The sequence below is a fragment of the Ensifer sp. R1-3 genome (assembly GCF_056739175.1).
In genome coordinates this window covers 1273340-1290010 of record NZ_CP096515.1, presented here as the reverse complement: position 1 = coordinate 1290010, position 16671 = coordinate 1273340, and the positions used below count along the sequence as shown (strand labels likewise).

General features: G+C 62.4%; 14 protein-coding genes. 12 read left to right on the top strand and 2 right to left on the bottom strand.

All coding sequences use genetic code 11. The annotated features are described in order from the left end of the window. Positions 1 to 85 precede the first annotated feature (85 nt). From dusB to M1D43_RS06130, 10 genes are all read left to right on the top strand, one after another. Positions 86 to 1114 (top strand): tRNA dihydrouridine synthase DusB, encoded by a 1029-nt coding sequence (gene dusB / locus M1D43_RS06175; RefSeq protein ID WP_027990019.1) that lies wholly within the window; start codon positions 86 to 88, stop codon positions 1112 to 1114. Next, positions 1111 to 2259, top strand: a complete 1149-nt coding sequence (locus M1D43_RS06170) for a two-component system sensor histidine kinase NtrB (RefSeq protein WP_153314840.1) — start codon at positions 1111 to 1113, stop codon at positions 2257 to 2259. Before dusB ends, M1D43_RS06170 begins: the two co-directional genes overlap by 4 nt. Continuing rightward, entirely contained in the window at positions 2256 to 3710 is a 1455-nt protein-coding gene (gene ntrC / locus M1D43_RS06165) for a nitrogen regulation protein NR(I) (RefSeq protein WP_028011136.1), read from the top strand. The genes M1D43_RS06170 and ntrC overlap by 4 nt, the downstream gene beginning before the upstream one ends. Positions 3711 to 3889: 179 nt before the next feature. Next, on the top strand, positions 3890 to 6205 hold the full coding sequence (ntrY, locus tag M1D43_RS06160) for a two-component system sensor histidine kinase NtrY (RefSeq protein ID WP_013844315.1): 2316 nt from the start codon (positions 3890 to 3892) through the stop codon (positions 6203 to 6205). After that, positions 6195 to 7559: a two-component system response regulator NtrX gene (ntrX, locus tag M1D43_RS06155; protein ID WP_003535439.1), complete on the top strand. Its 1365-nt coding sequence runs from the start codon at positions 6195 to 6197 to the stop codon at positions 7557 to 7559. The genes ntrY and ntrX overlap by 11 nt, the downstream gene beginning before the upstream one ends. Positions 7560 to 7613: 54 nt before the next feature. After that, a complete protein-coding gene (gene trkA / locus M1D43_RS06150; protein WP_153314838.1) occupies positions 7614 to 8990 on the top strand; it encodes a Trk system potassium transporter TrkA in 1377 nt (458 codons plus the stop codon). An 11-nt stretch (positions 8991 to 9001) separates the two neighbouring features. Continuing rightward, positions 9002 to 9865 carry a D-amino-acid transaminase gene (locus M1D43_RS06145; protein ID WP_003535436.1) on the top strand — a complete coding sequence of 288 codons (864 nt, stop codon included), beginning with the start codon at positions 9002 to 9004 and terminating at the stop codon, positions 9863 to 9865. 100 nt (positions 9866 to 9965) lie between these two features. Then, entirely contained in the window at positions 9966 to 10208 is a 243-nt protein-coding gene (gene hfq / locus M1D43_RS06140; protein WP_003535434.1) for an RNA chaperone Hfq, read from the top strand. Between the two features lie 6 nt (positions 10209 to 10214). Next, positions 10215 to 11612 (top strand): GTPase HflX, encoded by a 1398-nt coding sequence (gene hflX, locus M1D43_RS06135; RefSeq protein WP_003535430.1) that lies wholly within the window; start codon positions 10215 to 10217, stop codon positions 11610 to 11612. A gap of 1157 nt (positions 11613 to 12769) precedes the next feature. Next, complete coding sequence (locus M1D43_RS06130) at positions 12770 to 13060, top strand: GIY-YIG nuclease family protein (protein ID WP_153313600.1); 291 nt, start codon at positions 12770 to 12772, stop codon at positions 13058 to 13060. 174 nt (positions 13061 to 13234) lie between these two features. Here the strand turns inward: M1D43_RS06130 and mazG are convergent, their stop codons facing one another. Both mazG and M1D43_RS06120 read right to left on the bottom strand, forming a co-directional pair. Beyond that, positions 13235 to 14068 carry a nucleoside triphosphate pyrophosphohydrolase gene (mazG, locus tag M1D43_RS06125; RefSeq protein ID WP_153313599.1) on the bottom strand — a complete coding sequence of 278 codons (834 nt, stop codon included), beginning with the start codon at positions 14066 to 14068 and terminating at the stop codon, positions 13235 to 13237. A gap of 3 nt (positions 14069 to 14071) precedes the next feature. After that, entirely contained in the window at positions 14072 to 14659 is a 588-nt protein-coding gene (locus M1D43_RS06120) for a deaminase (protein ID WP_153313598.1), read from the bottom strand. A gap of 223 nt (positions 14660 to 14882) precedes the next feature. Between M1D43_RS06120 and cysG the strand changes: the two genes are divergently transcribed. Further along, on the top strand, positions 14883 to 16340 hold the full coding sequence (gene cysG, locus M1D43_RS06115) for a siroheme synthase CysG (protein ID WP_153313597.1): 1458 nt from the start codon (positions 14883 to 14885) through the stop codon (positions 16338 to 16340). Between the two features lie 10 nt (positions 16341 to 16350). Next, the gene (locus M1D43_RS06110) at positions 16351 to 16668 is read left to right on the top strand and encodes a DUF2849 domain-containing protein (RefSeq protein WP_153313596.1); all 318 of its coding nucleotides are present in this window, start codon (positions 16351 to 16353) and stop codon (positions 16666 to 16668) included. Positions 16669 to 16671 lie beyond the last annotated feature (3 nt).

Sequence of the window (16671 nt, the reverse complement as noted above, 5' to 3'; positions counted from 1 at the left end):
GCCAGCCATGCGAGGAATTTTGTCCCGCGCGTCGAAAGGGCTTGGCAAGCAGAAGAACAATGTCTAAAAATAGTGCAAGATTTTCATGTGCCTGAAAGATATGCATTTGCCCTCGACGGCTTTTTCACCCTCGCTTCTGATCGGGAATGTCGAAATCCGCAATCGCGTAGCGCTCGCGCCGATGTCCGGCGTGACGGATCTTCCCTTTCGCATGCTTGCCTGGCGTTTCGGCGCGGGGTTCGTCGTGACCGAGATGGTGGCGAGCCGCGAACTGGTCGGTAACGCCGCCGAATCCTGGGCGCGGCTGAAGAATTCCGGCATCGATCCGCACATCGTGCAACTCGCCGGGCGTGAAGCGCACTGGATGGCCGAGGCGGCGAGGATCGTCGAGGCCAATGGCGCCGATATCATCGACATCAACATGGGCTGTCCCGCGAAGAAGGTCACCGGCGGCTATTCCGGATCTGCGCTGATGCGCGATCCGGATCATGCGCTTTCGCTGATCGAAGCGACGGTCAAAGCAGCCACGGTCCCGGTAACGCTCAAGATGCGCCTCGGCTGGGATGAGAATTCGATCAATGCGCCGCTGATTGCCCGAAGGGCCGAGGAGGCAGGCGTGAAGGCGATCACCATTCACGGACGAACACGCATGCAATTCTACAACGGCAAAGCCGATTGGGATGCGATCCGGGCCGTCCGCGAGGTGGTCTCCATCCCGCTGATTGCCAATGGCGATGTGGATTCGGTTGCGGATGCGCACGAGATCCTGCGCCGGTCGGGTGCGGACGCCGTCATGGTCGGTCGATCGTGCCAGGGGCGGCCGTGGCATGCTGGCGTTCTCGCCGGCGCTGCTGCTCACCCGGATGCGTCGGGCGTCGCCCGCATATTTGCGGAGCATTACGAGATGATGCTCGAATTCTACGGCGTGGAGGTCGGGCTGCGGACCGCCCGCAAACATGCGGGCTGGTATCTCGATCGTTTCGCGCCCGAGCTTCCCGCTTCGGAGAAAGCCGCGATTCTGACATCGACCGATAAGGGTTTCGTACGCGACAGCGTGGTAGCCGCCATTGTTCGCTCCGGCGGGGCGGCGGCGAGGGAGGAGATTGCGGCATGACCGAGAAGGCAACGGCACCGGTGGAAGGTGCCAACGATCTTTCCATGGCCGTGCTGAACGCGATCCAGAATCCGGTCATCCTGGTGGATGAGAACGGCTTCGTCGCCTTTGCGAACTGGGAGGCCGAATCCTTCTTCGGGGCCAGCGCCAACCATCTTGCGCGCCACGATATCAGCGCTTTCATTCCGTTCGGCAGCCCGCTCCTGACGCTGATCGAGCAGGTTCGCGAGCGTCGGGCGGCGGTCAACGAGTACCGGGTGGACCTCAGCTCTCCGCGCCTCGGAGCCGACAAGCTCGTCGATCTCTATGTGGCCCCGGTACTGTCGCAACCCGGATCGGTGGTGGTCGTCTTTCAGGAACGGTCGATGGCGGACAAGATCGACCGCCAGCTCACCCACCGTGCCGCAGCGCGGTCCGTTACCGGCCTTGCTTCCATGCTCGCCCACGAGATCAAGAATCCTCTTTCGGGCATTCGCGGCGCCGCGCAGCTCCTGGAAACCTCCGTCAATGACGAGGATCGCGCCCTGACGAGACTGATCTGCGACGAAACGGACCGCATCGTCTCGCTCGTAGACCGGATGGAGGTCTTCTCCGACGAGCGCCCGGTCGACCGCCTGCCGCTCAACATCCATGCGGTGCTCGACCACGTCAAGGCGATCGCCAAGGCCGGCTTTGCCCGGAGAATCAGGATATCGGAACATTACGATCCGTCGCTTCCCCCGGTTTTCGCGAACCGCGACCAGTTGGTTCAGGTCTTCCTGAATCTGATCAAGAATGCGGCCGAGGCGATCGGCGACAGGGCGGACGGCGAGATTCTGCTGACGACGGCCTATCGGCCGGGCATTCGCCTCTCGGTCGCCGGAACGCGCGAAAAGATCTCGCTGCCTCTGGAATTCTGCGTGCATGACAACGGTCCGGGCGTCCCTCCCGATCTGCTGCCGCATCTTTTCGACCCGTTCATCACCACCAAGACGAACGGGTCCGGTCTCGGCCTGGCGCTTGTGGCCAAGATCATCGGCGGCCACGGCGGCATCGTCGAATGCGACAGCCAGCATAGCCGCACGACTTTCCGCGTTCTCATGCCGGCATCCAAGGGGCTGGCGGCCGATGACGAAACTCCGATGACAAAAGGAACCAATGGATGACGGGCGCAACGATCCTCGTCGCGGATGACGACGCAGCCATTCGCACCGTGCTGAACCAGGCGCTCAGCCGTGCCGGATACGATGTGCGCATCACCTCCAATGCCGCAACCCTCTGGCGCTGGATATCCGCCGGCGACGGCGACCTGGTCGTGACCGATGTCGTGATGCCGGATGAAAACGCCTTCGATCTCCTGCCACGGATCAAGAAGGCACGGCCGGATCTGCCGGTTCTCGTGATGAGCGCTCAAAATACCTTCATGACGGCCATCAAGGCTTCGGAGAAGGGCGCTTACGATTATCTGCCGAAGCCGTTCGATCTGACGGAGCTGATCGGCATCATCGGCCGGGCGCTCGCCGAACCGAAGCGGCGGCCCTCCAAACTCGAGGACGATTCGCAGGACGGGATGCCGCTGGTCGGCCGTTCCGCCGCCATGCAGGAAATCTACCGCGTGCTTGCGCGGCTGATGCAGACCGACCTCACGCTGATGATCACCGGCGAGTCCGGCACCGGTAAGGAACTCGTTGCCCGTGCACTGCACGACTATGGCAAGCGGAGAAATGGCCCCTTCGTCGCCATCAACATGGCGGCGATCCCGCGCGACCTCATCGAGTCGGAACTGTTCGGTCATGAAAAGGGGGCTTTCACCGGCGCCCAGACGCGCTCCACCGGGCGCTTCGAGCAGGCCGAAGGGGGGACGCTCTTCCTCGACGAAATCGGCGACATGCCGATGGATGCGCAGACGCGTCTCCTGCGCGTGCTGCAGCAGGGCGAGTATACGACCGTCGGCGGACGCACGCCGATCCGCTCGGATGTCCGCATCGTCGCTGCCACCAACAAGGACCTGAAACAATCGATCAATCAGGGCCTTTTCCGCGAAGACCTCTACTATCGCCTGAATGTCGTGCCCCTGCGTCTGCCGCCCCTGAGAGACCGCGCCGAAGACATCCCGGACCTTGTCCGCCATTTCGTCCAGCAGGCCGAAAAGGAAGGGCTCGACGTCAAGCGCTTCGATCAGGAGGCGCTCGAATTGATGAAGGCGCATCCCTGGCCGGGCAATGTGCGCGAGCTCGAGAACCTCGTTCGCCGTCTGACGGCACTTTATCCACAGGATGTCATTACCCGCGAAATCATCGAGAACGAACTGCGTTCGGAGATCCCGGACAGCCCGATCGAGAAGGCCGCGGCGCGCTCGGGCTCGCTGTCGATATCGCAGGCGGTCGAGGAAAACATGCGGCAGTATTTCGCGAGCTTTGGCGATGCCTTACCGCCCTCCGGCCTTTACGACCGCGTCCTTGCGGAAATGGAATATCCTCTGATTCTCGCGGCTCTGACGGCGACCCGCGGCAACCAGATCAAGGCGGCCGACCTCCTGGGTCTCAACCGCAATACGCTGCGCAAGAAGATCCGCGAACTCGGGGTCTCGGTGTACCGCAGCTCGCGTAGCGCTTGACTGAGATGCAACACCGTTGCATTTTCGCCACAATGCGTTGCTTGAACCTCGCATAAGCGTCGATTCGCCGGCGCTCGGTCGCAGCCGGTCGATCAGACGGGTGCGGGCGGGGAGCTTTGCGTATCCGAAAGGCGACGCGGCGCTTTAAGGTTCAATGTCTCGGTCCGAAACGCAGGCGTATGCCGGTGTCGTCGGTACGCCGGTTGGGGGTAGCACTTTTCATGGTGGATGGAATGGCCTTGCCATTGGGCACGGAGGACGGAGTCACTGCTGCCCAGGATCGGCGAGCCTCCTTTGCCTTGCCGGGGCTTATGCTCGCCACCGGTGCCCTGATCTGCGCCACCTTGTCGCTGCTCGTTCTCCTCGGTCTGACCCCGATCCGGCCCGAGAGAAACATCGTGATCGCCTGTGCCGGCATCAACGGCCTCTTCGTCGTGGGCCTGATCTATCTCATCGCTCGCGAGATCTTCAGACTGCTCAGGGCGCGCAGCAAGGGAAGAGCCGCAGCGCGCCTGCATGTGCGCATCGTCGCGCTCTTCTCGATCGTCGCGATCACGCCGGCGATCCTCGTCGCGATCTTCGCCAGCATCACCCTCGATGTCGGCCTCGACCGCTGGTTCTCGCTGCGTACGCAGGCGATCGTCCGTTCCTCCCTGAACGTCGCGCAGGCCTACGTCCTCGAGAATGCCAGCTACCTTCAGGGTCAGACGGTGTCGATGGCCAACGACCTGGAGCGCAATCGCCAGCTCTATAGCCTCGACCGTACCGGCTTCGTCGAGCTGATGACACGGCAGGCGAGGGGGCGCGGCATGCTCGGCGCATTCCTCGTGCGCGCTGACGGCAGCGCCATACTCCAGGCCAATATTTCGACCGATCGTCCGCTGCCGGCGATCCCGCAGGACGCACTGAAAAGCACCATTGCCGGTCAGCCGACGCTTATCCCCCCGGGCGTGACCAATCTGGTGGGAGCCGTCATTCCGCTCGAAAACATTCCGGGCACCTATCTTTACACCGTCCGAAACGTCGATCCGGAAGTCATGCGATCGATGCGGCTGATGGAAGAGAACACTGCGGAATACAAGACGCTCGAGGCCGGGCGGACCTCCCTGCAGATCGCCTTCGGCGTCCTTTACATCGGTTTTGCCCTGATCGTGCTGCTGGCGGCGATCTGGACGGCCATTGCGGTCGCCGACCGCATCGTCCGGCCGATCCGGCAGCTGATCGGCGCCGCCGACAGCGTCGCTTCCGGCAATCTCGACGTCGTCGTTCCCGTGCGCGCCGTCGACGGCGACGTCGGCAACCTGTCGCGCACGTTCAACAAGATGGTGAGCGAAATTCGGACCCAGCAGGATCAGATCCTGGTGGCGAAGGACGAGGTCGACCAACGCCGCCGCTTCATCGAGGCAGTGCTCTCCGGCGTGACGGCGGCAGTCATCGGCGTCGGCAGGGATCGCCGCATCACCATCTTCAATCCGTCTTCGGAAGGGATGCTCAAGAAGGCGGCGCCGGAGCTCATCGGAGCGAATCTCAGCGACGTGGCCCCGGAAATCGAAGCGGTTCTGGTCGAGGCCGAGAGCCGCTACCGCAACGATTACCGCAAGCAGATCAATATCATGCGCGGCGGCACCGAGCGCACGATGAATGTTCAGGTGACGCGGGAGGAGGGCGACGAATCGCATGGCTCCTATGTCATCACCGTCGACGACATCACGGATCTGGTAATCGCGCAGCGCTCCACCGCATGGGCGGACGTCGCTCGCCGCATCGCACACGAGATCAAGAACCCGCTGACGCCGATCCAGCTCTCGGCCGAGAGGCTGAAACGCCGCTATGGCAAGCAGATCGATCAGGAGGACCGTGCGGTCTTCGACCAGTGCACCGAAACGATCGTGCGCCAGGTCGAGGACATCGGCCGGATGGTCGACGAATTCTCCGCCTTTGCGCGGATGCCGAAGCCGACGAAGGAGAAGTCGGACCTGCGGGCGATCCTGAAGGACGCCGTATTCCTGCGCGAGATGGGCAACAGCCACATCAACTTCGTCCGCGATTTCGGCGACGAACCGCTCGAGGGGCAGTTCGACGGCCGCATGCTGGGTCAGGCATTCGGCAATCTCGTCAAGAACGCGGTGGAGGCGATCGAAGCCGTGCCCGCGGGAACGTCACGAGGCGCGCCCACAGTCGTCATCCGATCCCGTCGCGATGATACCACCGGCCGTTTCGTGGTCGACGTCATCGACAACGGCAAGGGGCTTCCGACCGAGAACCGGCACCGAATTCTGGAGCCGTACATGACGATGCGGGATAAGGGCACCGGTCTCGGCCTCGCTATCGTCAAGAAGATCATAGAGGACCACGGCGGGCAACTGGAACTGCACGACGCACCGCCGGACTTCGACGGTGGCGCCGGGGCGATGATCCGGGTGGTTCTGCCGCCCGCCGGCGAGACCGGGGGCGAAGATAATTTGAAGGATAAGGGTAATACCAATGGCGGCTGATATTCTGGTTGTGGATGACGAGGAGGATATTCGCGAGATCGTCTCGGGAATCCTTTCGGACGAGGGCCATGAAACGCGGACCGCTTTCGACAGCGAGAGCGCTCTCGCGGCGATCAACGACCGTGTGCCGCGCCTGATCTTCCTGGACATCTGGATGCAGGGAAGCAAGCTCGACGGCCTGGCACTGCTCGACGAGATCAAGAACCGGCACCCCGATTTGCCGGTCGTGATGATCTCAGGTCACGGCAACATCGAAACCGCCGTTTCCGCGATCAAGCGCGGAGCCTATGATTTCATCGAGAAGCCGTTCAAGGCCGACCGGCTGATCCTGATCGCCGAGCGGGCGCTCGAGAATTCCAAGCTCAAGCGCGAAAACTCAGAGCTGAGACGGAAGTCGGGCGATCCGGTGGAACTGATCGGAACCTCCGTTGCCGTGTCGCAACTGCGCCAGATGATCGAGAAAGTGGCGCCCACCAACAGCCGTATCATGATCCAGGGACCGTCCGGCTCCGGCAAAGAACTCGTCGCGCGGATGATCCATCGCAAGTCCGCGCGTGCCAACGGTCCCTTCGTGGCTCTCAATGCGGCTGCGATCACGCCCGACAGAATGGAGATCGCGCTTTTCGGTACCGAAGGAACGACGGGGCAGCCGCGTCGAACGGGTGCACTCGAGGAGGCCCACGGGGGCATCCTCTATCTGGACGAGGTCGGCGAAATGCCGCGCGAAACGCAGAACAAGATCCTGCGCGTCCTCGTCGACCAGCAGTTCGAGCGGGTCGGCGGCTCCAAGCGCGTCAAGGTCGATGTCCGCATCATCTCCTCGACCGCCTACAATCTCGAGAACATGATCACCGAAGGCCTGTTCCGCGAGGACCTGTATCACCGGCTCGCCGTCATTCCGGTGCGCGTTCCCGCTCTTGCGGAGCGGCGCGAGGACATTCCTTTCCTGGTCGACATGTTCATGCGACAGGTAAGCGAACAGGCCGGCATCCGTCCGCGCAAGATCGGCGAGGATGCGCTGGCCGTGCTGCAGGCGCACGATTGGCCCGGTAATATCCGCCAGCTGCGCAACAACATCGAGCGCCTGATGATCCTTGCGCGCAGCGACGGTCCCGATACGCCGATCACCGCCGACATGCTGCCGAACGAGGTTGGGGACACCTTGCCGAAGATCTCGGCGCAGGGCGATCAGCACATCATGACCCTGCCGCTGCGGGAGGCTCGCGAGATGTTCGAACGCGATTATCTGATCGCCCAGATCAATCGCTTCGGCGGCAATATCTCGCGCACCGCCGAATTCGTCGGAATGGAGCGCTCCGCCCTTCATCGCAAGCTGAAATCGTTGGGCGTGTGATCAGAAACCCATAACGAGCCATCGGCAGATCCGTCCCATACGTAAGGAATAGCAATGAAGGTGATCATATGCGGGGCAGGGCAGGTCGGTTACGGCATCGCCGAGCGGCTGTCGCGCGAGAATAACGACGTTTCGGTGATCGACACGTCGGCCGCGCTGATTGCCTACATAACCGAGACGCTGGACGTGCGTGGTTACGTCGGCCACGGGGCACATCCGGATGTACTGGCGAAGGCGGGCGCCGACCAGGCCGACATGCTCATCGCGGTAACGCTGTACGATGAGGTCAACATCGTCGCCTGCGAAGTAGCCCATGCGATTTACAACGTACCGACCAAGGTCGCCCGCATCCGCGCGCAGAGCTATCTTGCGCCCGAATATTCCGACCTCTTTTCGCGCGAGAACGTCCCGATCGACGTGACGATCTCTCCGGAAATCGAGGTAGGGCGGCTCGTACTTCGCCGCATATCCTTTCCCGGCGCCACCGACGTGGTGCGCTTCGCGGACGATCGGATCGCGATGGTTGCGATCGAATGTATGGAAGACTGCCCCGTCGTCGACACGCCGCTGCAGCAATTGAGCGAGCTCTTTCCCGATCTGCACGCGACCGTGACCGGTATCTTCCGGGACGGTAAGCTGATCGTTCCGCATTCCTCCGACCAGTTGAAGACCGGCGATCTCGCCTATGTGGTCTGCGACCGCGACCATGCCCGCCGCACGCTGGCGCTCTTCGGCCATGAAGAACAGGAGGCGCGGCGGATCATCATCCTCGGCGCCGGCAATATCGGCTATTTCGTCGCGCGAACGATCGAGGAACAGCAGCCGCGCATGCGGGTGAAACTCGTCGAAAACGACCGGGATCGCGCCGTGCTCGTCGCCGACAAGCTCAACAGCACGGTGGTCCTCCACGGCTCGGCCATGGATCAGCGGATCCTGGCGCAAGCGGATGTCCAGGAGGCGGATCTCGTCGTCGCGCTGACGAATAACGACCAGATCAACATCCTCGGGAGCATGCTTGCCAGGAGGCTTGGAGCGAAGTCGACCCTCGTGCTGATCAACGAACCGGCCTATCAGGACTTCGCCGGCGCCGCCGGCGTCGACGCCTATATCAATCCACGCGCCGTCACCATCTCGCGTGTGCTGCAGCACGTGCGAAAGGGCCGCATCCGGTCGGTCTACGCGGTGCAGAACGGCATGGCGGAGGTGATCGAGGCAGAGGCGCTCGAAACCTCTCCGCTGGTCGGCAAGGCGCTGCGCGAGCTCGAATTGCCGGAGGGTATCCGCATCGGCGCGCTCTATCGCGACAAGGCCTATGTGTGCCCAGACGGCAACACGCGGATCAAGGCGAAGGACCGCGTGGTCCTCCTCGCGGCCGCCGAGACCGTCCGCGATGTCGAACAGCTCTTCCGCGTCAGCATTCAATATTTCTGAGGGCCTCAGCCATGCCGAGAATCGCCTATGTCAACGGCACTTACGTCCGGCACGCCGAAGCCGCCATTCACGTCGAGGACCGGGGTTACCAGTTTGCCGACGGCGTCTACGAGGTCTGCGAGGTGCGGCACGGCTTCATCATCGACCTGACCCGTCACCTCGATCGCCTCGGGCGGTCCCTGGGCGAGCTCAGGATAGGCTGGCCGATGAGCCGTGCGGCGCTGATCCATGTCATCCGGGAGGTGCTGCGCCGAAACAGGGTCCGCAACGGGCTCTTCTATCTGCAGGTGACCCGCGGCGTCGCGCGGCGGGATCATGTTTTCCCTGATGCGGACACGCCGCCGTCGATCGTCGTCACCGCCAAGCGCACGGATCCCGGGGCGATCGCCCGGAAGAATGCCGAGGGCATATCGGCGATAACGGTGCCGGAGAACCGGTGGGATCGCGTCGATATCAAGAGCGTCGGCCTTCTCCCGAATGTGCTTGCCCGTCAGCAGGCGAAGGAAGCGGGCGCGCAGGAGGCGATCTTCGTCGACGTGGACGGCATGGTCAAAGAGGGGGCGGCGACGAATGTATGGATCGTGGACCGCGAAGGGACGTTACGCACCCGCCCGGCGGAAAGTGGCATTCTGCGCGGCGTGACCCGCACCACCCTGATGGACGTGGCCAAGCCGCTGGGCCTTGCGATCGAGGAAACGGCCTTCTCCGTGGAAGAAATGCTCGCAGCGCGGGAGGTCTTCATCACCGCTGCTACCAGCATCTGCTTTCCCGTCGTTTCCGTCGACGGAAAGACGATCGGCAACGGTCATCCAGGAAGCATAGCACAGAATATTCGCGAGGCCTTTTTCGACATTGCGGAAAAGACGGTGATTTGATACCAAACCCTGCGGAGGTGCCGGGATCGTACGTGACACCTTAAAAATTAACAAAATGCACCGGCGCCAGAACGCCGGCAAATAAGAAAGAAGCGGCGCGATGGCGGAACGTTCTCAAAACTTGCAGGATCTCTTTCTCAACACGGTCCGCAAGCAAAAGATTTCTTTGACCATATTCCTCATCAACGGCGTCAAGCTGACGGGTGTCGTAACATCGTTTGACAATTTCTGTGTGCTGTTGCGCCGCGACGGTCATTCTCAGCTCGTCTACAAGCACGCCATCTCGACGATCATGCCGGGCCAGCCGTTGCAGATGTTCGAGAATGAGGAAGCTGCCTCCTGACGGGATGTGAGGAACATTACCAAGCGTGATTCAAAATCGTCGTCGATCATTCCGGAGCTCGAGAGGCTCCGCGATGATTCGCGTGCCGTCGTCGTCGTTCCGATCCTGAAAAAGACCGGGAAGGCTTCTGCCGACATCGTTGCGCAGCCCGCTACGCGTTCGGACGAAAGCCGGCTGGAGGAGGCGACGGGCCTGGCGCTCGCCATCGACCTGGACGTCGTTCACGGCATGATCGTTTCCGTCGCCCAGCCAAAACCGGGCACGCTGCTCGGCACCGGCAAGATCGAGGAGATAGGTCACGTCCTGAGCGAGAAGGATGCGGGGCTCGTGATCGTCGATCACCCGCTGACGCCTGTCCAGCAGCGCAATCTCGAAAAGGAATGGAACGCCAAGGTCATCGACCGCACCGGCCTCATTCTGGAAATCTTTGGCCGGCGTGCCTCCACCAGGGAGGGCACGCTGCAGGTCGATCTCGCACATCTCAATTATCAGAAGGGCCGCCTGGTTCGCAGCTGGACGCACCTCGAACGGCAGCGTGGCGGCGCGGGTTTCATGGGCGGGCCCGGCGAAACGCAGATCGAGGCCGACCGCCGGCTGCTGCAGGACAGGATCGTCAAGCTGGAGCGCGAGTTGGAGCAGGTGCGGCGCACGCGCCAGCTTCACCGGTCGAAGCGCAAGAAGGTGCCGCATCCGATCGTCGCGCTCGTAGGCTATACGAACGCGGGCAAATCGACGCTCTTCAACCGGATGACCGGGGCCGGCGTGCTCGCCGAAGACATGCTCTTCGCGACGCTGGATCCGACGCTGAGGCGGCTGAAACTGCCGCATGGGCGTATGGTCATCCTCTCCGACACCGTCGGCTTCATTTCCGATCTGCCGACGCATCTGGTCGCCGCCTTCCGGGCGACGCTGGAAGAGGTACTCGAGGCCGACCTGGTCCTCCATGTGCGCGACCTGTCCGATCCGGACAATCAGGCCCAGGCAAGCGACGTGCTGCGTATCCTGGCCGATCTCGGCATCGACGAGAAGGAGGGTGCCGAGCGCATTGTCGAGGTCTGGAACAAGATCGACAAGGTCGAGCCGGAAGTGCGCGAAGCGCTGGTGAAGAAGGCCGCGAGCGCCGACAACACGGTCGCCGTTTCGGCCATGACCGGCGAAGGTGTCGACGATCTCCTCACTGAAATAGGCCGGCGTCTTTCCGGCGTCATGACCGAGTGCACCGTCGTTCTGGGTCTCGATCAGCTCCAGTTGCTGCCTTGGGTCTACCAGCATGCGATCGTCGATGGCCGCGAAGACCTCGAGGATGGACGCGTGAGCCTGGACCTGCGTCTGACGGAGGGAGAGGCCACGGAGCTCGAGAGGCGGCTGGGCAACGGCCCGAAGGCCGTCGAAGAGGATTGGTAGCAGCCAGGAGTGTTGCGCCATTTTCTGACTTTCCGCACAGGTTATAAGAGTGGACCGCACCCTCGCCACCCTCATCCTTGTGCTCGTCACAGGGATCCAGCAGCGCCGCGTCTGCGGCGCGGGAGAGTCTTTCCAGCCCAATGACTTGGCCTGGCTGGATTCCTGTGACAGGCACAGGAATGAGGGAGGCGGGGATGCACGGGCGCTGCCGCAACCTCGTTTGGGGACTGCGCGCCATCTCCTCGATATCCGCGCACCTATGAGAACTATTCCGAGGGACCGGACCCTCTCTCCCCTCATCCCTGTGCTCGTCACAGGGATGAGAGCAGCGCCGCGTCTGCGGCGCGGGTGAGTCTTTTCAGCCCAAGGACTTGGTCTGGCTGGATTCCTGTGACAGGCACAGGAATGAGGGAGGCGGGGATGCACGGGCGCTGCCGCAACCTCGTTTGGGGACTGCGCGCCATCTCTTTGATATCCGCGCACCTATAAGAACTATTCCGAGGGACCGGGACCATCTCTCCCCTCATCCCTGTGCTCGTCACAGGGATCCAGCAGCGCCGCGTCTGCGGCGCGGGTGAGTCTTTTCAGCCCAATGACTTGGTCTGGCTGGATTCCTGTGACGAGCACAGGAATGAGGGAGGTGGGGACGGGCGCTGCCGCAAACCTCGTTTGGGGACTGCGCGCCATCTCTTTGATATCCGCGCACCTATAAGAACTATTCCGAGGGACCGGGACCATCTCTCCCCTCATCCCTGTGCTCGTCACAGGGATCCAGCAGCGCCGCGTCTGCGGCGCGGGAGAGTCTTTTCAGCCCAAGGACTTGGTCTGGCTGGATTCCTGTGACGAGCACAGGAATGAGGGAGGCGGGATGCACGGGCGTTACGGTAACCTTCGCCCGAAGGACATGCGCGCCATCTCATTAATATCCCACGGCCTACGAGAAGTATTCCGAAGGACCGCACCCGCTCCACCCTCATCCCTGTGCTCGTCACAGGGATCCAGCAGCGCCGCGTCTGCGGTGCGGAAGAGTCTTTCCAGCCCAATGACTTGGCCTGGCTGGATTCCTGTGACAGGCACAGGAATGAGGGATTGTGGTATGCACGGCCGCTGCAACTTTCGCTTGCGTATACGCGAGGGAATGTTCAACCTGTTACGCAATGAAAGGTTACGTCTACATTCTGGCATCGAAGCGAAACGGAACACTGTATACGGGCGTGACCCGTGACCTGCCTCGCCGCCTCCTCGAGCATCAGAACGATCTGACGCCTGGATTCACGTCCAGATACGGCGTGAAGATGTTGGTGTGGTTCGAGGAGTTCGACCTGCTGACTTCCGCCATCATGCGGGAGAAGACGATGAAGAAATGGCCGAGGAAGTGGAAGCTCAATTTGATAGAGGAACTGAACCCCGAATGGGAAGACATCTCTCAATATCTTCACGGCTTATGAAACGCGCCGAGGGACCTTACCCGCTCCACCCTCATCCCTGTGCTCGTCACAGGGATCCAGCAGCGCCCCGTCTGCGGCGCGGCTGAGTCTTTTCAGCCCAAGGATTTCGCCCGGCTGGATTCCTTGACGGGCAGGGATGAGGAATAGCATAGACGCAGCGGGTAACGCACGAGCCTACGTCAGCTGCCTTTCGATAGCCTTCGCCGCCTGCCAGAGTTCTTCCATGCGCTCCAGCGACGCCGCATCGAGCGTTTCGCCTCCGGCTTCCAGTTCCTTCTCGATGTGGCCGAAGCGGCGCCGGAACTTGGTATTGGTGCCGCGCAGCGCCATTTCCGGATCGGTGCCGACATGGCGGCCGATATTGACGAGCACGAAGATCAGGTCGCCGAGCTCGTCCGCGACCTTCCCGAGGTCACCGTCTTTAAGTGCCTGCCGCAGCTCGCCGATTTCCTCCTCGACCTTGTCGAGGATCGGCTCAGGCTCGGACCAGTCGAAGCCGACCTTTGCCGCCCGTTCCTGCAGCTTCAGCGCCTCGACCAGCGCCGGGAAGCTGCGTTGGATCGAGCCGAGATGGCCAGCATGCTCCTCTTGCGACACGCCGCGCTGCAGGCGCCGTTGCCGCCGGTCGGCCTTCTCGGCCTGCTTGATCTCTTCCCATTGCAGCTTCACCGCCTCGGCGGTGTCGGCGTCGGAGCGGGCGAAGACATGCGGATGGCGGCGGATCATCTTGCGCGTGATGGCTTCGACGACGTCACCGAAGGAAAACGCGCCGGCCTCCTCGGCCATGCGTGCGTGAAAGACCACCTGCAGCAAAAGGTCGCCGAGTTCGTCGCACAGGTCGTCCATATCATGACGCTCGATCGCGTCGGCGACCTCATAGGCCTCTTCGATCGTGTAGGGCCGGATCGTCTCGAAGGTCTGCACGATATCCCAGGGGCAGCCCGTCTCCGGATCGCGGAGCGCGGCCATGATGTCGAGCAGGCGTTGAATGTCGCGGGAAGCTTCCATGGCTCAATTCAGCGGTATGGCGTTGGTGTCTTTGCTCGCCTGATAGGTATCGGACAGACGATCGTAGCGTGCCCGGATGCGGGCGTCCTGGCCGCTGAGCCGCTGCCGCGTTTCCGGATCGGCCTCCTGCATCAGTGCCGCGATGGATGCCGATTTCCAGAATGCATTTTGCCGGGCGTAGCCGCCCGGCTCGAGGCGAAAGACCTCCTTCAGGATTTTCAGGTCATGCGGGATAGCGAAGCTGTCGCGCGAATCCTCGTGGCTGAAGAAATAGTAGAAGTTATCGAAACCTGCCCAGGTGATCGCCGAGAGACACATGGAGCAGGGCTCATGCGTCGACAGGAAGATCAGCTCGCGCGTGTCCGGCGTCTCGGCCATCTCGTAGAAGCGCTTGAGCGTGTGCACCTCGCCATGCCACAGCGGGTTCTCGGTCTCGTTATTGGTTTCGGCCAGCACCAGCGACAGATCGGACTTGCGCAGGATAGCGGCGCCGAACACCTTGTTGCCGTCGGCTACGCCCTTTTCGGTGAGCGGCAGTATGTCCTCTTCGATGACGGTCAGCAGGCGCTCTGCCAGTTGGGTTTTTTTCATATCTCGGTCTCCTGCTTTGAGCCGGCATTTAACGGAGGTCGGCCGACCGGCGCAATGGCCGAACCAACGGGCGGATCAGGGTCCCGGAGATATTTGCTCAAAAAGATTGGCTGTCGAGCAAAACAATACGTGGCCGGAAAAGCATTGAAATTTCTGTTCCTTCAAATGTTGCGGCCTATAGGCGATATTCGCCGCAGCCTGCAAAAGGAGCCGTCCCCTCGTTATGTCGCAGAAATTGTCCGTCTTTCCGGCATTCTTTCGCGTCGCGCAGAAAAGCGTGGCGGTGTTCGGCAATGGGGACGAGGCCTTCGCCAAGGTGCGGTTGCTGCTGAATACCGAGGCGCGCATCGTCGCCTATGCGGATCGCCCGGAACCGGCATTCGAGGCTTTTCTGGATGCCAACAATATCGAGACCGTGCGCGAACCCTTTGGGGCTCATCAGGTCGAAGGCTCCGTCCTCGTCTTTGCCGCAACCGGCAATGCGGCGCTTGACCGCGTTGTCGCGACTGCGGCGCGCGAGCGGAAAATCCCCGCAAATGCCGTGGATCAGCCGGATTATTGCGATTTCCTCACGCCGGCACTCGTCAACCGGGCGCCCGTTGCAGTTGCGATCGGCACCGAAGGGGCAGGGCCGGTTCTGGCGCAGATGATCCGCGCGCAGATCGATCAATTGTTGTCGCCGTCCTTGGGTATCGTTGCCTCTTTGGCTGCGAGCTATCGCGACGCCGTCGACCGCCTCGTGCCGCGCGGCGTCGCGCGGCGTGTCTTCTGGCGCCGCTTCTTCTCGGGCCCTGTGGCGGATCAAGTAGCGCTCGGCGATCTTGCATCCGCGCGCCGCGAGGCCTCGAAGCTTCTGGATGTCGCGGGGGGCGTGGCCGGCCATGTGTGGCTGGTCGGCGCCGGACCGGGCGCCGAAGACCTGCTGACGCTCCGGGCGCAGCGCGTGATGATGGAAGCGGACGCCATCGTTTATGATGCGCTGGTGCCGCAAGCGATCGTCGACATGGGCCGCCGCGACGCCGAGCGGCTTTCGGTCGGCAAGCGCAAGGGCTGCCATACCAAGTCGCAGGACGAGATCAATCAGTTGCTGATGAAGCTTGCCGGCGAAGGCAAGCGCGTCGTGCGGCTGAAGTCCGGCGACCCTCTGGTCTACGGCCGGGCAGGCGAGGAAATGGCGGCACTGCGTGAAGCCGGCATCAGCTACGAGGTGGTGCCGGGGATCACATCCGCCTTTGCCGCGGCCGCCGATTTCGAACTGCCGCTGACGCTGCGCGGCGTGGCATCGTCGCTGGTTTTCACGACGGGGCACGATCTGACAGGCAGCGTTCTTCCCGATTGGGCGCGACTGGCGGTTTCCGGCGCGACGATTGCCGTCTATATGGGCCGCACCGTTGCGGCCTCCGTCGCCTCGCGGCTCATGCAGGCCGGTCTGCCGCAGGACACGACCGTCGCGGTGATCGAGAATGCGAGCCGTGCCGAGCGCCGTCTCCTGCACGGAACGCTCCGCGATCTGCCGGACCTCGAGGCCCGCACGGAACTGGACGGGCCGGTCATGGTGATCATCGGCGAAGCGGTTGCGGGCGCGAATTTCGAGCGGTCCGAGCCGCTGGCGGCCGGCCGCACCAAGTATAGCGGTGCCGGCAAAGTTTCAGCGAAACGCACCGAACAGATCTGGAATTGAGGACGACGCGATGGTGGAAAAGGTTCTGACGGCAAACCGTCTGGCGGATGGCATCTCCGTCTGGCTCGACGCTTCCGGCAATTGGGTGGAGTCGTTGCAGGATGCCTTCGTCGCTCGCCATGCGGAGGCCGTCGCGGCCCTGGAGGCGACCGGAAAGCGCTCGTTCGACGAGAATAAAGTGGTGGACGTCAACGTTATCGACGTCGAGGAAGTAGACGGTACGCTGCGGCCGTTGCGCATGCGTGAGCGGATCCGTGCCGAAGGGCCGTCGATCCCCTACGCTCCTGGATACCGCGGGCTTGCGGGCCCGAAGAATGTTGCTGCCTGAGGA

Coding starts and splice junctions, on each gene's coding strand:
- dusB (WP_027990019.1), top strand. CDS start 86: ATGTGCCTGAAAGATATGCATTTGCCCTCGACGGCTTTTTCACCCTCG.
- M1D43_RS06170 (WP_153314840.1), top strand. CDS start 1,111: ATGACCGAGAAGGCAACGGCACCGGTGGAAGGTGCCAACGATCTTTCC.
- ntrC (WP_028011136.1), top strand. CDS start 2,256: ATGACGGGCGCAACGATCCTCGTCGCGGATGACGACGCAGCCATTCGC.
- ntrY (WP_013844315.1), top strand. CDS start 3,890: ATGCCGGTGTCGTCGGTACGCCGGTTGGGGGTAGCACTTTTCATGGTG.
- ntrX (WP_003535439.1), top strand. CDS start 6,195: ATGGCGGCTGATATTCTGGTTGTGGATGACGAGGAGGATATTCGCGAG.
- trkA (WP_153314838.1), top strand. CDS start 7,614: ATGAAGGTGATCATATGCGGGGCAGGGCAGGTCGGTTACGGCATCGCC.
- M1D43_RS06145 (WP_003535436.1), top strand. CDS start 9,002: ATGCCGAGAATCGCCTATGTCAACGGCACTTACGTCCGGCACGCCGAA.
- hfq (WP_003535434.1), top strand. CDS start 9,966: ATGGCGGAACGTTCTCAAAACTTGCAGGATCTCTTTCTCAACACGGTC.
- M1D43_RS06130 (WP_153313600.1), top strand. CDS start 12,770: ATGAAAGGTTACGTCTACATTCTGGCATCGAAGCGAAACGGAACACTG.
- mazG (WP_153313599.1), bottom strand. CDS start 14,068: ATGGAAGCTTCCCGCGACATTCAACGCCTGCTCGACATCATGGCCGCG.
- M1D43_RS06120 (WP_153313598.1), bottom strand. CDS start 14,659: ATGAAAAAAACCCAACTGGCAGAGCGCCTGCTGACCGTCATCGAAGAG.
- cysG (WP_153313597.1), top strand. CDS start 14,883: ATGTCGCAGAAATTGTCCGTCTTTCCGGCATTCTTTCGCGTCGCGCAG.
- M1D43_RS06110 (WP_153313596.1), top strand. CDS start 16,351: ATGGTGGAAAAGGTTCTGACGGCAAACCGTCTGGCGGATGGCATCTCC.